The organism is Kribbella jejuensis (assembly GCF_006715085.1).
Lineage (GTDB): Bacteria > Actinomycetota > Actinomycetes > Propionibacteriales > Kribbellaceae > Kribbella > Kribbella jejuensis.
In genome coordinates, this window is record NZ_VFMM01000001.1 from 2,871,607 (window position 1) to 2,892,575 (window position 20,969).

Annotated in this window: 19 protein-coding genes; 6 read left to right on the forward strand and 13 right to left on the reverse strand. The window is 67.8% G+C overall.

What is annotated here, in order from left to right:
- Positions 1-190: 190 nt before the first annotated feature.
- On the forward strand, positions 191-1,090 hold the full coding sequence (locus FB475_RS14140; RefSeq protein WP_141856159.1) for an endo-beta-N-acetylglucosaminidase H: 900 nt from the start codon (positions 191-193) through the stop codon (positions 1,088-1,090).
- A 58-nt stretch (positions 1,091-1,148) separates the two neighbouring features.
- On the opposite strand, the gene FB475_RS14145 is transcribed toward FB475_RS14140, so the two are convergent.
- Positions 1,149-1,379 (reverse strand): hypothetical protein, encoded by a 231-nt coding sequence (locus FB475_RS14145; RefSeq protein WP_141856161.1) that lies wholly within the window; start codon positions 1,377-1,379, stop codon positions 1,149-1,151.
- A 57-nt stretch (positions 1,380-1,436) separates the two neighbouring features.
- Positions 1,437-1,955, reverse strand: a complete 519-nt coding sequence (locus FB475_RS14150; RefSeq protein WP_141856163.1) for a histidine phosphatase family protein — start codon at positions 1,953-1,955, stop codon at positions 1,437-1,439.
- Between the two features lie 194 nt (positions 1,956-2,149).
- Between FB475_RS14150 and FB475_RS14155 the strand changes: the two genes are divergently transcribed.
- The 5 genes from FB475_RS14155 to FB475_RS14175 all read left to right on the forward strand — a co-directional run bounded on the left by FB475_RS14155 (position 2,150) and on the right by FB475_RS14175 (position 8,676).
- Entirely contained in the window at positions 2,150-4,018 is a 1,869-nt protein-coding gene (locus tag FB475_RS14155) for an acyl-CoA dehydrogenase (RefSeq protein ID WP_141856165.1), read from the forward strand.
- Between the two features lie 262 nt (positions 4,019-4,280).
- On the forward strand, positions 4,281-5,528 hold the full coding sequence (locus FB475_RS36760) for a hypothetical protein (protein WP_185759247.1): 1,248 nt from the start codon (positions 4,281-4,283) through the stop codon (positions 5,526-5,528).
- Positions 5,525-6,172 (forward strand): hypothetical protein, encoded by a 648-nt coding sequence (locus tag FB475_RS14165; protein ID WP_141856167.1) that lies wholly within the window; start codon positions 5,525-5,527, stop codon positions 6,170-6,172. Before FB475_RS36760 ends, FB475_RS14165 begins: the two co-directional genes overlap by 4 nt.
- Positions 6,169-7,404 (forward strand): hypothetical protein, encoded by a 1,236-nt coding sequence (locus tag FB475_RS14170; RefSeq protein ID WP_141856169.1) that lies wholly within the window; start codon positions 6,169-6,171, stop codon positions 7,402-7,404. The genes FB475_RS14165 and FB475_RS14170 overlap by 4 nt, the downstream gene beginning before the upstream one ends.
- A 501-nt stretch (positions 7,405-7,905) precedes the next feature.
- A complete protein-coding gene (locus FB475_RS14175) occupies positions 7,906-8,676 on the forward strand; it encodes a DUF4097 family beta strand repeat-containing protein (protein ID WP_141856171.1) in 771 nt (256 codons plus the stop codon).
- Positions 8,677-8,816: 140 nt separating this feature from the next.
- Here the strand turns inward: FB475_RS14175 and FB475_RS14180 are convergent, their stop codons facing one another.
- The 11 genes from FB475_RS14180 to FB475_RS14230 form a co-directional block, all read right to left on the reverse strand.
- On the reverse strand, positions 8,817-9,065 hold the full coding sequence (locus FB475_RS14180; protein ID WP_141856173.1) for a DUF6458 family protein: 249 nt from the start codon (positions 9,063-9,065) through the stop codon (positions 8,817-8,819).
- An 80-nt stretch (positions 9,066-9,145) separates the two neighbouring features.
- Complete coding sequence (locus FB475_RS14185; RefSeq protein WP_141856175.1) at positions 9,146-10,960, reverse strand: NHL domain-containing thioredoxin family protein; 1,815 nt, start codon at positions 10,958-10,960, stop codon at positions 9,146-9,148.
- Complete coding sequence (locus FB475_RS14190) at positions 10,957-12,483, reverse strand: recombinase family protein (RefSeq protein WP_185759248.1); 1,527 nt, start codon at positions 12,481-12,483, stop codon at positions 10,957-10,959. Before FB475_RS14190 ends, FB475_RS14185 begins: the two co-directional genes overlap by 4 nt.
- 120 nt (positions 12,484-12,603) lie before the next feature.
- Positions 12,604-14,241, reverse strand: coding sequence for a hypothetical protein (locus FB475_RS14195; RefSeq protein WP_238332138.1), 1,638 nt, complete (start codon positions 14,239-14,241; stop codon positions 12,604-12,606).
- Positions 14,242-14,360: 119 nt separating this feature from the next.
- Positions 14,361-15,263: a carbohydrate ABC transporter permease gene (locus FB475_RS14200; protein WP_141856179.1), complete on the reverse strand. Its 903-nt coding sequence runs from the start codon at positions 15,261-15,263 to the stop codon at positions 14,361-14,363.
- Entirely contained in the window at positions 15,260-16,159 is a 900-nt protein-coding gene (locus FB475_RS14205) for a carbohydrate ABC transporter permease (RefSeq protein ID WP_141856181.1), read from the reverse strand. Before FB475_RS14205 ends, FB475_RS14200 begins: the two co-directional genes overlap by 4 nt.
- A gap of 40 nt (positions 16,160-16,199) precedes the next feature.
- Positions 16,200-17,480, reverse strand: coding sequence for an ABC transporter substrate-binding protein (locus FB475_RS14210; RefSeq protein WP_141856183.1), 1,281 nt, complete (start codon positions 17,478-17,480; stop codon positions 16,200-16,202).
- Between the two features lie 190 nt (positions 17,481-17,670).
- Complete coding sequence (locus FB475_RS14215; protein WP_141856185.1) at positions 17,671-18,702, reverse strand: zinc-dependent alcohol dehydrogenase family protein; 1,032 nt, start codon at positions 18,700-18,702, stop codon at positions 17,671-17,673.
- A gap of 10 nt (positions 18,703-18,712) precedes the next feature.
- Positions 18,713-19,711, reverse strand: a complete 999-nt coding sequence (locus FB475_RS14220; protein WP_141856187.1) for an IS481 family transposase — start codon at positions 19,709-19,711, stop codon at positions 18,713-18,715.
- Positions 19,712-19,833: 122 nt separating this feature from the next.
- Positions 19,834-20,388, reverse strand: a complete 555-nt coding sequence (locus FB475_RS14225) for a hypothetical protein (protein ID WP_141856189.1) — start codon at positions 20,386-20,388, stop codon at positions 19,834-19,836.
- Positions 20,385-20,948, reverse strand: a complete 564-nt coding sequence (locus FB475_RS14230) for a TetR/AcrR family transcriptional regulator (RefSeq protein WP_185759249.1) — start codon at positions 20,946-20,948, stop codon at positions 20,385-20,387. The genes FB475_RS14225 and FB475_RS14230 overlap by 4 nt, the downstream gene beginning before the upstream one ends.
- Between the last annotated feature and the right edge of the window lie 21 nt (positions 20,949-20,969).

Here is a 20,969-nt window from a genome sequence, read left to right on the forward strand (position 1 = left end):
CAACCTCCAGTCTCGGTCATCGGCCCGGACTCCGCGAGCCGGGGCCTTGACAGCCGGTGATCACGGCTTGATGATCGGTGACGCTATACCGGTTTATCTGCTCTCACTGCCCGACCCGCAGAGACGGCGGTGGGAGCTACTTAACCGATATAGCGATCCCGCCCACCTTTGACGAGGAGTCGATCAGCTCATGAAGCGAAGGACCCTGTTGTCAGCCCTGGCCGCCGGAACCGCTGCGGCCGCCACCGGTGCCGCGCTGCCGGCCGAGGCCGCGGACAAGCGCCGGCCGTGTGCGAAGAACGGCCCGGTCACCGTCGCGTACATCGAGGTCAACGACCACAGCATGCTCAGCGCCGGCAAGTACACGCTGGCGAACGGCGGCGGGCAGGTGATCGACGTCGCGGTGATCTTCGCGGCGAACATCAACTACGACGGCTCGAACGCCTACCTGTACTTCAACGACCAGGTGACCAACGTACTGAACAACGTCGCCACCCAGGTCCGCCCGCTGCAGGCGAAGGGCATCAAGGTGCTGCTGTCGGTCCTCGGCAACCACCAGGGCGCCGGCTTCGCGAACTTCCCGGACCAGGCGTCCGCCGACGCGTTCGCGCAGCAACTCGCGGACGCCGTCAACCAGTACGGCCTGGACGGCATCGACTTCGACGATGAGTACGCGGAGTACGGCAACAACGGAACCGGCCAGCCGAACGACTTCTCGTTCGTGTACCTGGTGCAGGCGCTCCGCACGAAGCTGCCGAACAAGCTGATCACGCTCTACGACATCGGCCCGGCGGCGGACCGCCTCACCTACAACGGCCAGAGCATCGTCGAGACCTTCGACTACGGCTGGAACCCGTACTACGGCACCTGGTCGGTCCCCGGCGCCCCGAGCGAGAGGTCCCGGGTCTCCCCGGCCGCCGTCTCGTACACCGCGACCAGCTCGTCCACCGCCGCAAGCCTCGCACAGCGAACCGTCAGCGGCGGGTACGGCGTCTTCCTCACCTACAACCTCACCGAGTCCGACACGTCGGCGTACATGTCGGCCTTCACCCAGAAGCTCTACGGCAGCAAAACGGTCTACACCCCGTAGCTGCGGACCTGCGCGGAGAAGCTGAAGAACGATCCTTCAGCTTCTCCGGCGAGGACGACTACGAGCGACCGTCGTTCCGCGCGCCGTCGGATCGGCCGCCCTTCTCCCTGATGTTCTTCGCGGCCTTCGCAGCCGTCGAATCCCCCGCCTGCGCACGCTCGTCGAGCTTGGGAAGCACCGCGTTGTGAGCGTTCATCAGGCTGATCGCCTTGTCACCCGCCCTGTCGTCCTTCGACCCCGGTGCGGGCTGTTCGCCCGAGCTGGTGCTCAACCACTTCGGCGTCTTCATCTGTGCCTCCTGGGCGGTTCATCGACTGTTGGCCGAGAGCTTAGGTCGGTGCAGGGTTCACAGCTCGAACTCCCAGCCTGGTTGCCAGTCGAAGGGGGCTTCGATCAGTTCCTCCATCGGTCGTCCGCTGCCCAGTAGGTGCTCCAAGGCCCATCTGTTCGCGGAATGGGCAACCACAAGGACAGTTGCCGCGTCGTACCACTGCTTCACATCGGCAAGGAACGAACGGGTCAGGTCGACCACGTCGGCGTACGACTGACCGCCCGGGAACGGGTTCCGGACGCGCTCGATCCTGGGGGCGAGCGCGTCCACCGGCGCGCCGTTGAGCTCGCCGTAGTTGCACTCCCGCAGTCGCCAGTCCTGCAGATGCGGCTGGACGAAGCCGGCGACCTCGACGGTCTGCACCGCGCGCAACAGATCAGAGCTGAACACCACGTCGACGTCGCGCCGACGCTCCCCCAGCTCCTTCGCCGGCTGCACACCTGCCGGCGACAGCTCACCCGGCAGCCAGCCGGTCGCGATGCCGTTCTCGTTGTCGACGGTGATCGAGTGGGTCTCGTATATCAGCCTGGTCATGGGGCCTCCCGGTCTGGACTGAGGAGCGGCGGGAGCGAAGCGACCAGAGCGACGAGGGAAGACCGGGAGCAACAGCCCCATGACCCGCCGCGACGGAGTCGCGGCATCAATACTGTCACAGCTCACAGCAAACCCCCTTTGCCCTCGTTACCGACGGGTATATACTTAAGTTACTCGTGAGTAAGGGAGCTTCTGTGAGTCACTACAAGTCGAATCTGCGGGACATCGAGTTCAATCTGCTCGAGGTCCTGGGCCGGGGTGACGTGCTCGGACAGGGCCCGTACGCCGAGATGGACGTCGACACCGCCCGCGAGGTGCTCGCGGAGGTGGACCGGCTGGCCAAGCACGAGCTGGCCGCGTCGTTCGCCGAGGCGGACCGCAATCCGCCGGTCTTCGACCCCGAGGCGCACGAGGTCCGGATGCCCGAGGCGTTCAAGAAGAGCTACCACGCCTACATGGACGCCGAATGGTTCAAGCTCGAGCTGCCGGCTGAGCTCGGAGGTCAGCCGACCCCGCCGTCGCTGCGCTGGGCCGCCGCCGAACTGGTGCTCGGCGCCAACCCGCCGGTACACATGTACGCCGCAGGTCCGAACTTCGCGCACGTGCTCTGGCGCAACGGAACCGAGCGGGACAAGAAGATCGCGCACCACATCATCGAGCGCGGCTGGGGCGCCACGATGGTGCTGACCGAGCCGGACGCCGGCTCCGACGTCGGCGCGGGCCGGACCAAGGCCACGCTGCAGGACGACGGCTCCTGGCACATCGAGGGCGTCAAGCGGTTCATCACCTCGGGCGAGCACGACCTGACCGAGAACATCATCCACCTGGTGCTCGCCCGCCCGCAGGGCATCGAGGGCGTCGGCGGCCCGGGCACGAAGGGCCTGAGCCTGTTCGTGGTTCCGAAGTACGACTTCGACCTCGAGACCGGTGAGCTGACCGGCGAGCGCAACGGCGCCTTCGTCACGAACGTCGAGAAGAAGCTGGGCATCAAGGTCTCCACGACCTGCGAGATCACCTTCGGCGACAGCAACCTCGGCGGCCCGGCGAAGGGCTGGCTGCTCGGCGAGGTGCACGACGGCATCGCGCAGATGTTCCAGGTGATCGAATACGCCCGGATGATGGTCGGCACCAAGGCGATCGCCACGCTCTCGACCGGCTACCTGAACGCGCTGGAGTACGCGAAGGAGCGGGTCCAGGGCGCCGACATGACGGACCCGGCCAAGACCGCGCCGCGTGTCACCATCACCCACCACCCGGACGTCCGCCGTTCGCTGATGACGCAGAAGGCGTACGCCGAGGCGCTGCGGGCGCTCGTCCTGTTCACGGCGACGTACCAGGACCGGGCCGAGCAGGCGCGGTACGCCGGTGAGCACGACGACCTCGCCGAGCGGGTCAACGACCTGCTGCTGCCGCTGGTGAAGGGGTACGGCTCGGAGAAGTCGTGGACGCTGCTCGGCACCGAGTCGCTGCAGACGTTCGGCGGCTCCGGGTTCCTGCAGGACTACCCGATCGAGCAGTACGTCCGGGACGCGAAGATCGACACGCTCTACGAGGGCACGACCGCGATCCAGGGGCAGGACCTGTTCTTCCGCAAGATCATCAAGGACCAGGGCAAGGCCCTCGGCCATCTGGCCGAGCAGGTGCAGGCCTTCATCGCCTCCGAGGCGGGCAACGGCCGCCTGAAGGAGGAGCGTGGACTGCTCGCCAAGGGCCTCGAGGACACCCAGAAGATCCTGGGCATCATGGGGCAGGCCCTGATGGCCAGCAATCCCCAAGCCGAGAACGGCGACCCCCGGAACGTCTACAAGGTCGGCCTGAACACGTCCCGGCTGCTGTACGTCCTCGGTGACGTGGTCTGCTCGTGGCTGATGCTGCGTCAGGCCGAGGTCGCGCTGGAGAAGCTCGGTGGCCAGCTTTCCGCTGCTGACCAGGACTTTTACACCGGCAAGGTGGCCGCGGCGCAGTGGTTCGTACGCTCCACGATGCCGTCGGTCCGGGCCGAGCGGGTGAAGGCCGAGCTCACCGATCTGGACGTGATGGACCTCCCCGAGACCGCGTTCTGAGCACCTCCGGCCCGGCCACTTGCGCGGGTCGAGCCGGAGGACACCGGGGCATGAATTCGCCCGATCTGCCCCAGGTTGCCCCACGATCTGCCCTGTTGCAGAGCGTGAAGATGTAGCAACGTTTCTGCCCTGAAACACCGTGACCCTGGCTTGGTTTCCCCTGTCCGAGCCAGGGTCGCGCCAACTCCGGAGGTGGAACCGTTGGATGAGTGCGCGCGTCCGTCTGGATGTGCCTGCCCCCGGTCGTCGTACGCTGTCCGCGATGCGCGCCCGACTCCTCACCGCCCTGCTCGCGGCCCTCGCGTTCCTGCTCGCTCTGCCGGCCCTGACCGCACAGGCGGACACGCCCGAGCTGCCCGACCGGATCGCCGCCGCCTGGCGGACCGACCACCTGTCGGTCGACCCGCGACTGGCGGCCGGCATCCCGCAGACCGAGCTCGACCGGATCCGGGCGGCGATGCGCGCGGCGCCCGTACCGGTGTACGTCGCGCTCGTACCGCGAACGCCGTACCTGGAGAAGAAGACGTACGACATGCCGACCCTGCTGCACGCCCGGATCGGAACGCCCGGGCTGTACGTGCTCGCGGTTGTGGACGGCAACTACTGGTCGGCGGCCGCAGAGCTGTACCGCCAGGGCGGTCTGCGCGGGCGCGACCTGGTCAGTGTGCAGAACGACGACAAGCAGCGGCTCGACCTGCTCTCGGACCGCCCGGCGCCACGGATCGTCCGGACCATCCAGCAGGCGTCGACGGCGTTCGACGGACGGGCGCTGCCCCCGGTGCCGGCCGGTGATCTGGAGGAAGAGAACGGCGACCACGAACTGTCGACGACCGACAAGGAGGACCGGTCGGCGTACGTCGGTATGGGGGTCGGCGGGGTTCTCGGGTTCGGACTGACGCTGCTGATCGGGCTGCGGCGGCGCCATCGGGTGACCAAGCGGAGCAAGGCCCGGCCGCCGGCCAAGGACGATCCGCCGATCGAGGCGTGGGACGTGCAACTCAAAGCCGACGACAAGATCACCGCGGCCGAGCGGGCGGTGGCCAGGCTCGGCAAGCGGCGCAATCGGACGACCGAGCAACTGGACCAGCGCGACGACGCGTACCGCCGGCTGGACGCGGCGAGGACGCTGCGCGCGGACCATCCGGACGATCTGCTCGCCGCAGCTGGTGCGCTGGTTCTCGCCCGGCAAGCGGAACGCGGTGCTTCCGGTGCCGCCGTACAGCCGCCCTGTTTCTTCGACCCGACCCACAACCCCGGTACGGCGACGGTCGACTGGTCGGACGATGTCGAGGTACCCGCGTGCCAGCAGTGCGCGTCGGTCGTCCGGCGCGGGAAGACGCCGCGCGGGCTGCGGGTGTGGAGCAGGTCCGGGCTGCTCGGCCACGACCGCAAGCAGGTGCCGTACTGGACGCTGGACCCGGAGGACAACCCGATGGTCGCGAGCGGGTTCGGTGCGGTGTCGGACGACCTGCCGGAGCGGGTCGCGGCCTGGAAGGACGAGGTCCGATGAGGCGGCTCCTGTTGTTGCTGGTGGCAACTTCATTCCTGCTGTCGTCACCCGCCTGGGCCGCGGACGATCCGCGAGTGAGCGGTGCGGTCGCGGCGTGGGCGCACGAGCCGTTGTATATCGACCCGGATTACACGTCGATTGCTGATGGCAACGAGATGCTCCGGGAGATCACCGCCGCGAAGGTGCCGGTGTTCGTGGCCGTCGTACCGACCGGCGAGTGGTTTCCGGAGAAGGGCGATACCGCGTTGCTGGCCGGGAGAATGGCCGCTGCCAACGGGAAGCCGGGCGTGTACGTCGTGATGGACGGCGACCGGACCTACGGCGTCGCGAACCAGGTCGCTGCTTATGCGCCGAGCTGGACGTATCCGGACGGCACGGAGACGCTGAGCCAACAGCTCCGGGGCTACCTCGACGGTGTCGAGCAGACCACGGACAGCACGCCGGAGCCGGCGCGGACGACTCCGACGCCCACGCCAGTACCCGACTCGTCGTACTCCGACGGCGACAGGTTCACCGTCGGCAAGGCGCTCGCGAACGGCCTCGGCGGGACCGCGCTCGGGCTGATCGGCGGCGGCGTACTCGGCGGCATCGTACTGATCGTGGCGGCGATCGCCACCCCACGACGACGGAAGGAACGCTCGTGAAGGCCCGTCTATTCGCGTGTCTGGCTGTGACGTTGCTGGCGCTGCTGGGTGCGGCGCCGGCACAGGCTGCGCCGGCCGGCACGCCGGCGGAGCGGGCGCGCGAGATCGCGACCGCGTTGACGAAGGACCCGTTGTACGTCGACCCGGCGTACAAGACCGCGCTGCCCGCGAACCTGCGCGCCGATCTCTCGCAGAAGGCGTCCGCGCTTCCGTATCCGGCGTACACGATCATCCTGCCGCTGACGCCGAGCGACGAGTTCCAGGGCCAGGAGAGCAACGTCCTCACGCTGGTGATGGACGCCCTCCGGAAACCTGGGTTGTACGTCGTCGTGGACGGTGGGAGCCGCTTTCCTTGGTACGACACGAAGGACGTGCCGCAGCTGAGCGAGGAGAAGCTCGACGCGTCGCGGGAGCGTGCGCTCGACGACGAGGGGTACGACGCGGGGCCGACCGAGGTGGTGGCCCGGATGTACGAGCTGCTCGCCCAGCCGGGGATCCCGGGTGTGTCACCGCGGCCCACCTCCTCGGGTACGCCGGAGCGTGCCGCCGAGCCGGGTGGGCACGGGTGGATCGTCGCGGGGTCGATCGTCGGCGGGCTCGTCGTACTGATCGGACTCGGGCTGCTGATCGGGCGGCGGCGTGGTGGTTCGGCTCCGCGGCGCGAGAAGACGTTCCAGATTCCGCCGCATGTCGCCGCGACGGTGGCGGCCGAGCGGCGGCGGAAGCTGACGCGGGACACCACCGCGGAGCTCACCCGGCTCGGCTCGCAGCTCGCGGCGCTGCCCACGACGGCGGGTGCCGGGCTGGTTCATCAGCAGGCGGCGCTGGACGATCACGCTGCCGCTTCGAAGATCCTCGACTCGCCGTCGCCGGAGCTCGTCGATCTGGTCGGCGCGATGGTGCTGCTCGACAAGGGACGGCGCGAGTACGACGCTGCGGTTGCGATCGCGGCCGGGCGCCGCGCGGACGCCGTACCGGACCTGTGTGCGTTCAACCCGCTGCACGGGCGCGCGACCGGGCGACCGACCAAGGTCGAGTCGGACGGCACGACGCTGACGCTGCCGTTGTGCACCGAATGCCGGCAGGCGCTGAAGCGCGGCGCAGCCCCCGCGTCCCTGCCCGGCAAGAACGGCCCCTACTGGTACGAAAACACCCTCTGGGCCCGAACCTTCTACGGCACCACCGACGAAGACCTCGCCTCCGCAGTATCCCGAGGCGACCTCCACCACTGACAAACCCCGACGCAACCACCCACACCACCGGCTCGCCGTACACACCCCCACCACCGACTCCCCCCTGCGCCGCACACACCCCGCACCACCCACTCCCCCCTTGCACCGCACACACCCCGCACCACCCACTCCCCGCTGCGCCGCACATACACCCCGCACCACCAACTCCCCGCTGCGCCGCACATACACCCCGCACCACCAACTCCCCGCTGCGCCGCACACACACCTCGCACCACCGACTCGGCGCCGCGCCGCACATACCCCACCCCTACCACCGGCTCCGCGCTGCGCCGCACACACCCGCACCACCGGCTCCGCGCTGCGCCCCACACCCCCGCCCCCGAGCGAAGCGAGGGGGCGGGGGCTTTTGGCTTTGCTTGTAAAGGCCATCCCTGAGGAAGGCTCAGGGACGGGTCGGGGGATGTGCCGGATTCTAGGTGGCCGCCCCGGCACCTACTGTCGGTGGCGACAACGTGGGTGGGGCTCGAGAAGAGGCGGACGATGGCGGAGAACAAGCAGCTCGGGATCATCCTGCTGGTGGCGGCGGCCGGGCTGGCGTTCTGGCAGTTCGGGGACCGGGACTCCGACGAGACCCACCAGATCACCGACAAGATCACCACCGTCCAGCTCGCGGCCGGCCACTCGGACATCACGATCAAGGTGTCCGACGACGACCGGACGAGCGTGCGGGAGAAGCGCAAGTTCTGGTTCTTCAAGCACGGTGACGCGTACTCGGTGAACGATGGGACGCTGAAGCTCGACGGCGACTGCGGCTGGCAGTGCAGCGCCGACTACGAGGTCACCGTCCCTCGCGGCACCAAGGTGACCGGCGAGAACAGCAGCGGCGACATCCAGATCAGCGGCGTCGCCGGGATCGACGCCAAGTCCACGTCCGGCAAGATCGAACTCCGCGACGTCGAGGGCGACGTCAACCTGCACGTCACCTCCGGCGACGTCTCCGTCCACGGCCTCAACGGCAAACTCGACGTCAAGGCGAACTCCGGCGACATCGAGGCCAAGGACCTCAAGGGCGGCCCGGTCAACGTCGAGACCACCTCCGGCGACATGGAACTGACCCTCGCCGAGGCCAACGACGTAACCGCCAAGGGCACCAGCGGGGACATCGAGATCCGCACCCCTGGCACGGACTACAAGACCAGCCTCGACTCCCAGCACGGCGACATCGAGACCAACCTCGCCAACAACACGGCCGGAACCCACACCATCACCGCCACCACAACCTCCGGCGACATAGAACTCCGCTCGGAGTAGGCCCCCACGCCACCCCCGCGCGACTACTCGGTGACGTCGCGGTGGTGTTCTTCGACCACCCGGTATTCCTCTTCGACGGCCGCAACCCACACCATTCCCCCCGCAAACCTCCGGGCGACAGCCAACCCCGCGAGAAGTAGCTACTCGGTGACGTCGCGGTGGTGTTCTTCGACCACCCGGTATTCCTCTTCGACGGCCGGGTCGATGGCGTTGGTTTCGACGCGGCGGCGGCGGTTGGTGATGTAGAACGAGAGCACGATGCCGGCCGCTCCGGCCAGCAGCAGGATGAAGCCGACGACCTGAAGGTTGACGGCGTCCCAACTGTCTCGCACGGCAAACGCCAGTACGGCGCCTACCACCATCAGAAAGATGCCCACACCGATACTCATCGGAGTCCTCGCTTCCAGCGGCCGCGGCTGTCTGACGACCTCCCTGTACCCCACCCCCAACCCAAAAGATGCCTCCGCGGCTACTTGGCGCCGGACAGCACCAACTCCAGCCGGTTGGCGCCGCCGGGGGTGACGGTCACCGGGACGCCCCAGTCCTGGCGGTGCATGTGACAGGCCGGGAACTCGACTTCGGCGGAGTCGTCGCACGAGACGGCCTGGACGGCGACATGCAGTACGCCGGAGCCGGCGTGCGGGTCGATGACGAGCCGGCGTACCAGGTCCGTGGAATCGCCGGCGCCCTCGCGGAGCAGGTTGTCCGGAGTGGCGGAGACGAGCAACCGGGTCGACGGGCCGTACCGGTCGTCCAGCTTCTGACCGGGCGGCGGCGTGAAGACGACCTCCAACGTCACCTCGCCGGCGGCCAGCTCCATCGGTGGACGCTGCGTCCGGGTACTGAACTCGTCCGCGACCGCAGACGCGCCGAGCGGGATGCGGGTCAGCCGATGCGCGGCGGACTCGACCACCAGCAGCTCATTGCCGACGACAACGGCTCCGCTCGGCTCGGCCAGCCCGGTAGCCATCGTCTCGACGGTCTCGGTCGACGGGTCGTACCGCCGGACGGCGCCGTTGTACGTATCGGCGATCGCCACCGACCCGTCCGGCAGTACGGCCACACCGAGCGGATGCTGCAGCAACGCCTCGCTCGCCTTGCCGTCGCGCAACCCGAAGTCGAACAGCCCGGTCCCGACCGCAGTGTGTACCCCGGCCTCGTCGACCCACCGCAGCGCCGAGATCTCGGAGTCAGCGAGCCACAACCGCTCCCCGTCCGCCGCGAGCCCACTCGTCTGCGCGAACCACGCCTCGTCGAGCGCCCCGTCCTTCAACCCCTCGTTCGTCGTACCGGCAGCAACCTCGGTCACGCCGCTGAACGGATCGAACGTCCACAGCTGATGCACACCAGCCATCGCGATCCACACCTTGCCGCCCCACCACGCGACATCCCACGGCGAACTCAGTACGTCGGTGCCGTCACCGTCCATCCACTGCTTGCCGGTCCCGACGAGCGTCGTCACCTCGCCGCTCTGCAGGTGGATCCCGCGGAGCGCGTGATTGACCGTGTCGGCCACGACCACGTCGTACCCGGTCCGGGCCGCGATGTCGTCCGGGAGCACCACCAGTCCGTTCGGCTCGGAGAAACGTGCCTCGGAGGCGCCGCCGTCCACGAAACCACGCTCGCCGGTACCGATCCGCCGTACGACGGTCGTCGCGTCGGCGGCCAGCTCCACGATGCTGTGGTTACCGGCGTCCGCCACCAGGAAGCCGTTGTCGAGAGCAACCACCTTCGCCGGGAACCGCAGGTCGGTCGGCTCGGCCACCGGCGCGACGTACGGCGACGTGCCGCGCGTCAACGTCCCCGCCGCCTCATGCTCGGGGATCAACTCGGACAGCAGCGCGTCCAACGCGTGCAGATGCCCTTCGCCCGAGTACTGCGCGACGATGTACCCGTTCGGATCCACCAGCACCAGCGTCGGCCAGGCTCGCGCCGTGTAGTTCTGCCAGGTCACGAGCTCCGGATCGTCCAGCACCGGATGCCCCACCTCGTACCGCTCGACGGCGGCCCGAACCGCCGCCTCCTCACCCTCATGCGCGAACTTGGGCGAATGCACACCCACGATCACCAGCGCATCGCCGTACTTGTCCTCCAACGGCCGCAACTCGTCCAGCACATGCAGACAGTTGATGCAACAGAACGTCCAAAAATCGAGCAATAAGTGACGACCCCGAAAGTCCGCAATCGAGTACGCCCTGCCACCGGTGTTCAACCAGGTGCGGCCGCGAAGCTCGGGAGCGCGGACAAGAGGACGGCGCCTACCGGGAACGGGAACAGAAGTCACAGAACCATTGTCGCCGAACCTTCAAGAGGTCCGGCCCAGGTGATCACCAGACGATCGTCCGCAACGAAACGCGCACCGCGTCGTCCCTGCGACACACTGATGAAGTCGATCGCCAGTTGCAGCAGGCCTCTGCGCTCACAAACATTCGCCTCTGACCACTTCTTCTCCCGGAGCACCGGGTCACAGATCCATCCGGTGTCGAGGGTCGGCGTCGGCAGATTTTCCAAGGTTGATTCGAGCTCACAGATGCGACGAGACACCGCCTCGTGGAGTTGCAGAAACCGGGTGCGGTCGACGATCCGCCGTACGTAGTAGTCCTGTTCAAGTCCCGCGAGTGAGGTCCGCTGATCACGCAGCGCGGCCACGAGCGCCGTCCGGCGACGCGCCGCCTCGGGATCAACGATTTCCGCCAGACGTTCGAGAATCGCTTGCATCAACGGATGCCCGTCCTCGAGCTCATCCAAGCGGTCCATCCATAACTGCATCACGGTGGCATCCAACGTTGGCTGATACGCCCCACCGGGTGCCGGGCAGTCACGACCGAGCCGCAGTGACTGGCAGCGGTACGAGTTGCCTTGTTTGCTCATCCGTTCGGCGCATCCGGCGCAGCGCAACAAGCCGGTCAGCAGGTATGCGCTGCCAGGAGCACGACGGCCCTGTCGTACGCCGTACTTCGACAGCCTGGTCCGCTGCTCGAACAGAGCCGCGATACTGAGCTGCTCTGCAGGTGTGATCAGCGGCGGTTGCCCGGGCGCCATGACTGACACAGGTTCGCCGGTGCGTGGGTCGATCCACGGACGGACCACTCCGCTGTAACGGCCGTCGGCGTACTTGATTGTCTCCGGCAACAGTCCTCCGATGGTGGGCGACCGGAGGAGTTGCGCGATCGTGCCGACTCCCCAGCTGCCACCTCGTGGCGCCCGAATACCTTCGGCGTTCAGCCACCGTGCCACCTCGACGAGCGAGGAGCCTCGAAGGATCCGGTCAGCGATCTGCCGAACGACGGGTCCGGTCACTGGGTCGATCGCGAGTTGTCCATCACGAACAACGAGACCGTACGGCGGTGCGCCACCCACCCAGCGACCCTGTGAACGCAAGTACGTTTTGGCCGACCGAACGCGTAGGCCCAAGTTGACCGACTCGGACCGCGCATGCTCGGCGAGCAATTCCAGCAGTCGGCGATCGGAAGTGTCCGAGGTGTCGAGGCCGTCCTGGACGGAGACCAGACGACCGCCGACCGCGCCGATGGTCTGCAGGAACTCCCCGACCTTTCCGATCCCCTGCCTGGAGAGCCGATCGAGCTTCCACACCACGAGCGTTCCGACCACACCGGATGACACGGCCGCCAGTGCGTCTCTGAGTCCCTGACGACGGCCTGCGGCATCGAGGAACGCGGAGTGGCCACGGTCGATGTGAGTTCGCCGCACCGTCAATCCCTGGTCGCTGGCCCAACTTCGGCAATCGGCTTCCTGTCGTTCGATTGCTGTCTGTCCGGGCCGGTCGACGGAGACGCGCAGGTACAAGTCGGCGTACTGGTTCCTCGTCATCGTCTGCGCCCCCAGAAAGCCCTGATCTGCGGCAAGAGTCGCCGTTGAACAGGTCTATCGGACGCTTCCGACATTCCTGCCAGGACGTGGTAACGATCAGCGCGGGAGGATCAGGGTGTCGGTGAGGAGTTTGGCGGTTTTGCGGAGGGTGGCTGGAGACGAGGAGAGGTCGGTGGCGAGGGTGTAGGGGGTGAGGGGTTCGCCGGGGCCGACCAGGCGGTGGCGGTGGGCTATCAGCCAGACGATGGCGCGGGGCCAGGTGGACAGGCGGGCCTTGGCCAGCAGGTCGGGGGCGTCGCGGACCAGGCGCTCGGCGATGTCGAAGGCGTCGGGGGCGTATGCCATACCCAAGGTTTCGCCGGCCATCAGCCAGGCGTGCGGCGCCAGCACGGAGAGCGTGGCGGCCTGGTGGTTGTCGAGGCCCTGAAGGTCGGGTTGCGGGGGTGAACCGAGGCCGGCCAGCGCGCGGTAAGCGTCTTCCAGGTCGTTCGTGGCGTCGTCGAGGAAGACCCGTTCGCCGGGTTTCGCGCCGACCGTGTCGATCATCGCGGCGGCTTCCAGCGCGGGCTGCCAGACGTCGACGGCGTCGACCGCCTCCTCGATCGTGTCGAGCGGCAGGTTCGCCTGCTCGCCGGCGAACTCGAGCCAGGCCTTCACCACCACCGGCACCGCGTCGAAGTAGGTGCTGTCGGCAAGCACCTTGCGGGGCAGCCAGTGCGCCAGGAACAGCTCGACGAGCACGCCGCTGACGCGGAGCGGACCGCCGACGGTGTGGTCGACCGCGTGGTCGATCCACAACCGGACGATGTCCGCGGCATCGTCGGGCAGACCAACGGCCTGCCGCGACTCGAGGAAGTCCTCGACCAAGTGCTCGCGCTGCCGCGGCGACAGCAGTGGCCGCATCGGCGGGCGCACCGGGCGCTCCGGCATCTGGGTGAGCCGGTTCACCAGCAGCCCGGTGAAGAACTCGAAGTCCTCGCTGACCGGCGGATCGTCGTAGTCCCGGGTCTCGCCGAGCGCCTGCAGGATGATCCCGGCCGCGATCGGCGGCCGCACGGTCCGGATCGTCACCCGGCCGCCGCGCTGGTAGGCGTCCAGGACGCGGTCCACCGGTGGGCCGACGAACACGTCCTTGATGATCCCGCCGAGGTTGTTGTCGACGAACACCACCAGGGTGTGCGGATGCTGCTCGTCGTCGTAGTCCAGGACGACGCTGAGACCGTCGCCGGTGATGTCCTCGGACACGATCGCGCTGGTCAGCCGGAACCCGGCGATCCGGGTCACCCACTCCGGGACTTCGTCCTGCGTCCGCAGCCGGGACACGTGGGCCCGCTGCAACGGCAGCCGTCCGGCCGGGCCGACCGTCCGGGCCAGGCTGGTCAGCAGCACGAAGGACTCCAGATCACGGCGTTCGCCGAGAACGTGGGCTGCGTCGGCCCAGAAGAACCGCTCGACCTCACCGATCTCGTCCGGCCGTCCGGCCGGCCACAGCTGGTCGGCGAGCATCGCGGCCGAGCGGGCCACGGACGCCTCGGCGATCACCGGGTGCAGCGCGGCCGGCGCCGCCGCGAGGTCGAGAGTGAGCGTTTCCAGCAGGGTCTCCAGCACAGCGACACTCGGCGTGGTGTCGACATCGACACCCGCCGCCGGCGGCGCGTAGGGCTCGTCGGGATCGGAGCCGACGAGCCGCAAGTGGCTGCGCCGTCCGTCCCGTCCACTCGGAGACTTGGTCACCTCCGTGAGATTACCGTCCGGGACCAGTCCACCGCAGTCCCCACCGCGCGCCCTGTGGACAACTCGGAAACGACGGCCCGTGCTCGGCAGCGCACGGGCCGTCAGAAATAGTCCGGGCGTCAGCCCTTCAGCGCACCGGCCATCAGCCCGCCGATGAACCACCGGCCGAGCAGGATGTAGACGATCAGCGTCGGGAACGACGTGATCAGCGCGCCCGCCATCGAGGCGGCGTAGTCGACCTTCTGGCCACCTGCCAGCGCCGCCAGTCCGAGCGTCACCGGGCCGTTGTTCTGCTGGGTCAGGAACAACGCGAACAGGAAGTCGTTCCAGACCGAGGTGAACTGCCAGATCAGCGTCACCACGAATCCGGAGATCGAGATCGGCAGGATGATCCGGGCGTACGTCTGGATCAGCCCCGCGCCGTCCACCCGGGCCGACTCGATGATCTCGTTCGGCACGATCGTGGCGTAGTAGTTGCGGAAGATCAGCGTGCAGATCGGGATGCCGTAGATGCAGTGCGCGACGATCAGCGTCGGTACGCCCCGGGTCACGTCCAGCTCGGTGAACGTGGTCCGCAGCGGCAGCATCACGGCCTGGTACGGGATGAACATTCCGAACAGGATGAACGCGAACACGATGTTCGCGCCCGGGAACCGCCAGCGGGCCAGTACGAACCCGTTCACGGACCCGATCATCGAGGAGATGATCGCGGCCGGGATCGCCAGGGACAGCGACCGGATCATGTACGGCTGGAGTACGTCCCAGGCCTTGCGCCACGGATCCAGCGTCCACGTCTTCGGGAACGACCACTGCGACGCGGCCGTCGTGTCCCCGGACGTCTTGAAGCTGGTGATCAGTACGACGTACACCGGGATCAGCACGAACAACAGGAACAGCAACAGCAGGACGTACCGCACCGTCCGGCTGCGCCGGGTCGAACCGTCGGCGATCGCCCCACGCCCCGGCTTCTGCCGGATCGCGGCGGCGGCATGCCCGGTCGCAGCAGCAGTATCGGCGCTCATTCCTCAGTCTCCTGCCGGACGGTCCACGCGAGGTACGGGATGACGAGTACGGCGACCACCGCGAGCATCACGATGCCGATCGCGGCCGCCTTGGCCTGGTCGCTGCGCAACAGCGTGTTCCACATCAGGATGGCCGGCACCTCGGTACGGAACTGGTTCGGCCCGGTGATCGCGTAGATCAGGTCGAACAGTTTCAGCGAGATGTGGCCGAGGATGATCAGCGCCGACAGCGCGATCGGTGACAGCTGCGGGAACAGCACGTGCCGGTACAGCTTGAACTCCGACGCGCCGTCCACCCGGGCCGCCTCGCGCAGCTCTGGCGGGATCCCGCGGAAGCCGGCCAGGAACAGCGCCATGATGTACCCCGACATCTGCCAGACCGCGGGCAGCGCGATGGACGCCATCGTCGTCCATCGACTGCCTGCGGTCCACCACGGATTCTCCAGGAAGTGCAGATGGAGGATCTCGAACAACCGGTTCAGCCCGCGGGCGTCGTCGCCGGTGGACGGGTTCAGCAACCACCCCCAGACGACGCCCGAGGCGATCATCGAGATCGCCATCGGGAACAGGTAGATCGACCGGAAGATCGACTCGCCGGGCACGCCCTTCTCCAGCAGCAGTGCCCACAGCAGGCCGAAGACCAGCGTGCCCACGATGAACGCCACCGTGAGCACACCGAGGTTCTTCAGCGAGTTGAGGAACCGGTCCTCACTGAACAGGTGACCGTAGTTCTCGAACCCGACGTAGTCCGCCGGGCCCTTCCGAGCGGTGTGCCGGTTCGTCAGCGAGGTGTTGAAGGACCAGGCGATCAGCCCGTAGACGAAGTACCCGAGCAACAGCACGGTCGGCAGCAGCACTAGGGCGCCAGGTCCCCAGGTGCGGATTCTTCCGTGCACGCCTAGCCCTCCAGTCCGGTCGTTCGCAACTCGCGTCGCATCAGCTCGTCTTCATCGCGGTACCGAGCGCGGACTGCAGCTTCGCGACGTCCGGGCTGCCGCTGAACTGGCTCAGCGCGGACAGGATGTCGTTGTTCTGACCCAGCGTGCAGGCCGCACCGTGGGCACAGGACGGGACGATCGTGTCCTTCTTCCAGTCCGCCATCGCGCTCTGCTGGTACTTCGGGTAGTCCGCCGGGTCGGCGTCCGAACGGGCCGGGATCGAACCCTTCTTGGTGTTGAACGCCTTCTGGCCCTCGGCCGAACCGACGACCTTCAGCCAGCACTTCGCACCGTCGGGGTCCGCACCGTTGGTCGGCAGCGTGAACGAGTCGGCGAGGAACTGGAAGTCCTGCCCGGTACCCGGCGCCGGCCAGTAGGTGTACGCGGTGTCCGGCACCTTGTCGGCGAGCTGCTGCGCGGCGACCCAGTCACCCATCAGCGTGTAGCCGGCCTTGCCGCTGTTCACGTAGCCCAGCGCGTCCGGCCAGTCGATCGCCTCGCGGTCGGTGTTGGTGAAGGTGAGCAGCGTCTTGTACTTGTTCAGCGCCGCGGTCACGTCACCGCCGGACCAGTCGGTCTTGCCGTCCCACAGGCCCTTGAACTTGTCCGCACCGAGCTCGCCGAGCAGCACGGCCTCGACCAGCATCTCCTGGGCGAAGCCCTTGGAGACCGCGAGCGGGGCAGCCACACCGGCGGCCTTCAGCTTGGTCAGGTCGGCGATCCACGCGTCCACGTTGGCCGGGGCCTTGGTGGCGTCGATGTTCGCCTTCTTCAGCACCGTCGGGTTCGCCCAGACCACGTTCGCCCGGTGGATGTTGGCCGGGATCGAGTAGATCTTGCCGTCGACGGTCAGGTTGTCGATCAGGTTCTGCGGGAACGCCTTGTCCAGCCCGTAGTCCTTGTACAACTGAGTGACGTCGTCGACCTGGCCGGCGTTGATGTAGTCCTTCAGCTCGGCACCGGCGTGCGCCTGGAAGGTGGACGGCGGCTTGCCCGCCTGCAGGTCGTTCGCGAGCACCTGCTTGGCGTTCGAGCCCGCGCCACCGGCGACGGCGGAGTTGACGAACTTGTAGTCCTTGCACTCGGTACCGAACACCGACACGAGGCCGTCCAGACCGGCCTTCTCACCACCGTCGGCCCACCAGGTGAAGACAGTGACGTCCTTGCTCGCCGACGAGCCTCCACCGCCGCTGTTGTCGTTGCTGTTCCCGCAGGCGCTCACCGCGAGAAGACCCGCCGCACCCACGAGCGCCAGGGTCTTACTCAGACCACCACGCATGTTAAATCTCCGATCAACGTTGATGGAGCCGCCGCTGACAACGATGCCCCCTTGACGGCCCCCACTCTGGAACTGCTACTGGCGAGTGTCAACGTTCCGCGCAGGCGCGTTGCGCAGCCGTGACCCCGTGTGGGTTGACAGTGTGAGAGCGCGCACATCGAGTGTTCGATCACAGCACTTGCGCACAAAGTCAGGGCCGGAGCAGCACCTTGATCGCGCGCCGTTCGTGCATCGCGGCGTACCCCTCGGCGACGTCCGCGAGCGGGAGCTCGGAATCGAACACCTTGCCCGGGTCGATCTCCCCGGCCAGTACGTCGGCCATCAACTGCGGCAGGTACGCACGGCACGGCGCCGCGCCGCCGCTCAGCCCGACGTTGCGGCCGAACATCGTCCCGATCGGCACCTCGACCCCGTGCGGCACGCCGACGAACCCGACCGTCGCGCCGGCCCGTGCGACCTCGAACGCGGTCGTCATCGACTGCTCGGTGCCGACGCATTCCAGTACCGCGTCCGCGCCGACCCCGTCGGTCAGTTCGAGGACGGCGTCCCGCGCCGCGTCGCCGCGTTCGGAAATGATGTCCGTGGCACCGAATTCCTTCGCCAGCTTCTGCCGTGGCTCGTGCCGTGACAGTGCGACGACTCGCTCCGCACCCATCCGCGACGCCGCGAGGACGCCGCACAGCCCGACCGCGCCGTCGCCGACGACGACCACGGTGTCGCCGGCCTTCACCCGCGCCGATCGAGCCGCGTGCCACCCGGTGCCCATCACGTCGGAGAGCGTGAGCAGTGACGGGACGAGAGAGTCGTCCGGTACTTCGGGCGTCGCGACCAGCGTGCCGTCGGCGTACGGGAGCTTCACGTACTCACCCTGGCCGCCGTCCGCTTTCGCACTGCCGTAGCCGACCAGGTTCTGGCAGGCGGTCTGGTATCCCGCGAGGCAGTGCGGGCAGGTCCCGTCGCTCACCACGAACGGCGCGATCACGAAGTCGCCGGGCTTGACCGTGCGGACCTCGGACCCGATCTCCTCGACGATGCCGACGAACTCGTGCCCGATCGGCCGCGGTTGCTTGACCGGGTTCTCCCCGCGGTACGGCCAGAGGTCGGAGCCACAGATGCACGAGGCAACGACCTTGACCACCGCGTCCCCCGGCCCGTCGATCTTCGGATCAGGCCGCTCTTCCAGCCGCACGTCGAACGCTCCATGAATCACGGTGGCTCGCATGGAGCCCACCCTAGATGTGATGTCCAGGGACGTTGGTCAGTCGGGTGATGGGTGGTTGGCCTCCGATGGAGCTGTGGGGTCGGTGGTGATTGTAGAAGTGGAGCCAGGCGGGTAGTGCTTCTTGGCGTTCGGTTTCGGTGCGGTAGTAGCGGGCGTAGGCCCAGCCGTCGGCCAGGGTGCGGTGGAAGCGTTCGATCTTGCCGTTGGTCTGGGGCCGGTAGGGCTTGGTCTTCTTGGGTGTGACGCCGAGTTCGGCGCAGGTGGCGTGCCAGGCGTGGGAGCGGTAGGCCGAGCCGTTGTCGGACAAGACTCGTTCGGTGGTGATGCCGTGGTCGGCGTACCAGGCCACGGCGCGGCGCAGGACTGCGGTGGCGGTGGCGGCGGTTTCGTCGGTGTGGAGTTCGGCGTAGGCCAGTCGGGAGTGGTCGTCGATGACGGTGTGCAGGTAGGTGCGGCCGAGGCGGGGTCCGTGGTGCCGGTCGCGGTCGCCGGTGCGGTGGGCGGTGGTGGTGCGGTTGCGTTTGCCTTGCTGGCGTCCGACGTAGCGCCAGCCGCCGCCGTCGGGGATGTTGCCGAACTTGGTCACGTCGACGTGCAGAAGTGAGCCGGGGTGGTCGTGTTCGTAGCGGCGCAGGGGTTCGCCGGTGACGCGGTCGATGCGGGACAGCCGGTTGATCCGGCAGCGCACCAGTACGGCGTGCACGGTCGAGGCCGGTACGCCGACACGGCCGGCGATCTGCACCGGGCCGAGCCGAAGCCGCCACCGCAGCCGCACAATCTGCCGTACCAGCGCCGGCGAGGTCTTGGCGGGGCTGTGGTGCGGCCGCGAGCTGCGATCGGCCATCCCGGCCGAGCCCTCGAGCCGGTACCGCTCAGCCCATTTACGCGCCGTGCGTGGCGAGACCATGAACCTCTTCGCAGCCGCAGCACAGGTCCAGCCTTGCTCGACCACCAGACGCGCCAGCCGTAACCGGGTGCGTGGGGTCAGGGTCGCGTTAACGTGGGACACGAAGGCCTCCTGGTTGGTGAAGCGGTTCCTTAGACAGCTCCACTTCACAACCGGAGGCCTTCACCTGTCACACAGACTCACCGCCCACCCGAAGAACAACCTCCCTGGACATCACACCTAGATCAGGCCGGTACGGGAACCTTCTCGACCCGCTTCGCACTCCAGGCCAGCCAAACGCAGGCGGCTGCGAGCAGTACGCCGTGGCCGATGCGCAGGGCGGGCGGGCCGAAGAACTGCGGGAGGAACAAGCCGAAGCCGACCGCGAACAGGATCGCCGGCACGGTACGCCGCCGGATCGCGACGATGATCGCGCCCGCCGCCATGGTCAGCAGCCCGACGCCGAACATCGTCATTGCGACCGGGTTGTACCGCACGTCCTCGGCCAGGTCGAGCAGGTTCGGCTGGTGGGCGATCGCGTGCAGGCCGAAGTCCTCGGCGCCGTAGTACGGCAGCGTCAGGCCGGCGCCGATCCAGAACACGATCGCGGCCGTCCGGTTGACGTTCAGCAAAGCGACGGCGACCAGGATGAACCCGATCATCGCGCACAGGTGGGCGATGACCCACGCGGTGGCGCCCATCGCGGCGGCGGCGCCCGAGGTGGTCGACTCGTCCTCCCACGGGCGGAGGGCGGGGTAGAGCAGGAACAGAACGCCTGCGACGGACAGGGGGATCCTCATGATTGGTTCCTCAGGCTGGCGAGATACATCCGGACGATTTGGTCGTAGGTCTCGTCGAGGTCCTCGGGCAGGCCGAAGCCGCCTGCCGACTCGACGGATGCGAAGCCGTGCACGAGCACCCGCAGGCGCCGGGTCGCATGCGCCGCTGCTGGGCCTTCGAGGCCGTATCCGCGCAGCGTTGCGTACATGACGCCGACCAGCTTCTGGCCGGCCGCCTCCTGCACCGGGTGATGCAGCGGGTCCATCGGCATCGCGGCATACCGCTTCGGATGCGCGACGACGTACGCACGGTAGGCGTGCATCAGCGCGGTCACCGCCTCGTCACCGCCCATTCCCAGGACGGCGGCGGTGAACTGCTCGGTCATGTCCTCCAGCACCCGGACCCCGACGAGCGCCTTCAGCTCGCCGAGGTTCGCCACGTGCTTGTACAGCGACGGCGTGGCGACCCCACAGCCCTGCGCGACCGCGGCGAGCGTGAGGCCGTCCGGCCCGTGCTCGTCGACGATGCCCAGCGCCACCTCGACCACGGCAGCAGGCGTCAGCGTCCTTCTAACGACCATAGCCCCAAGGCTAATGGCATT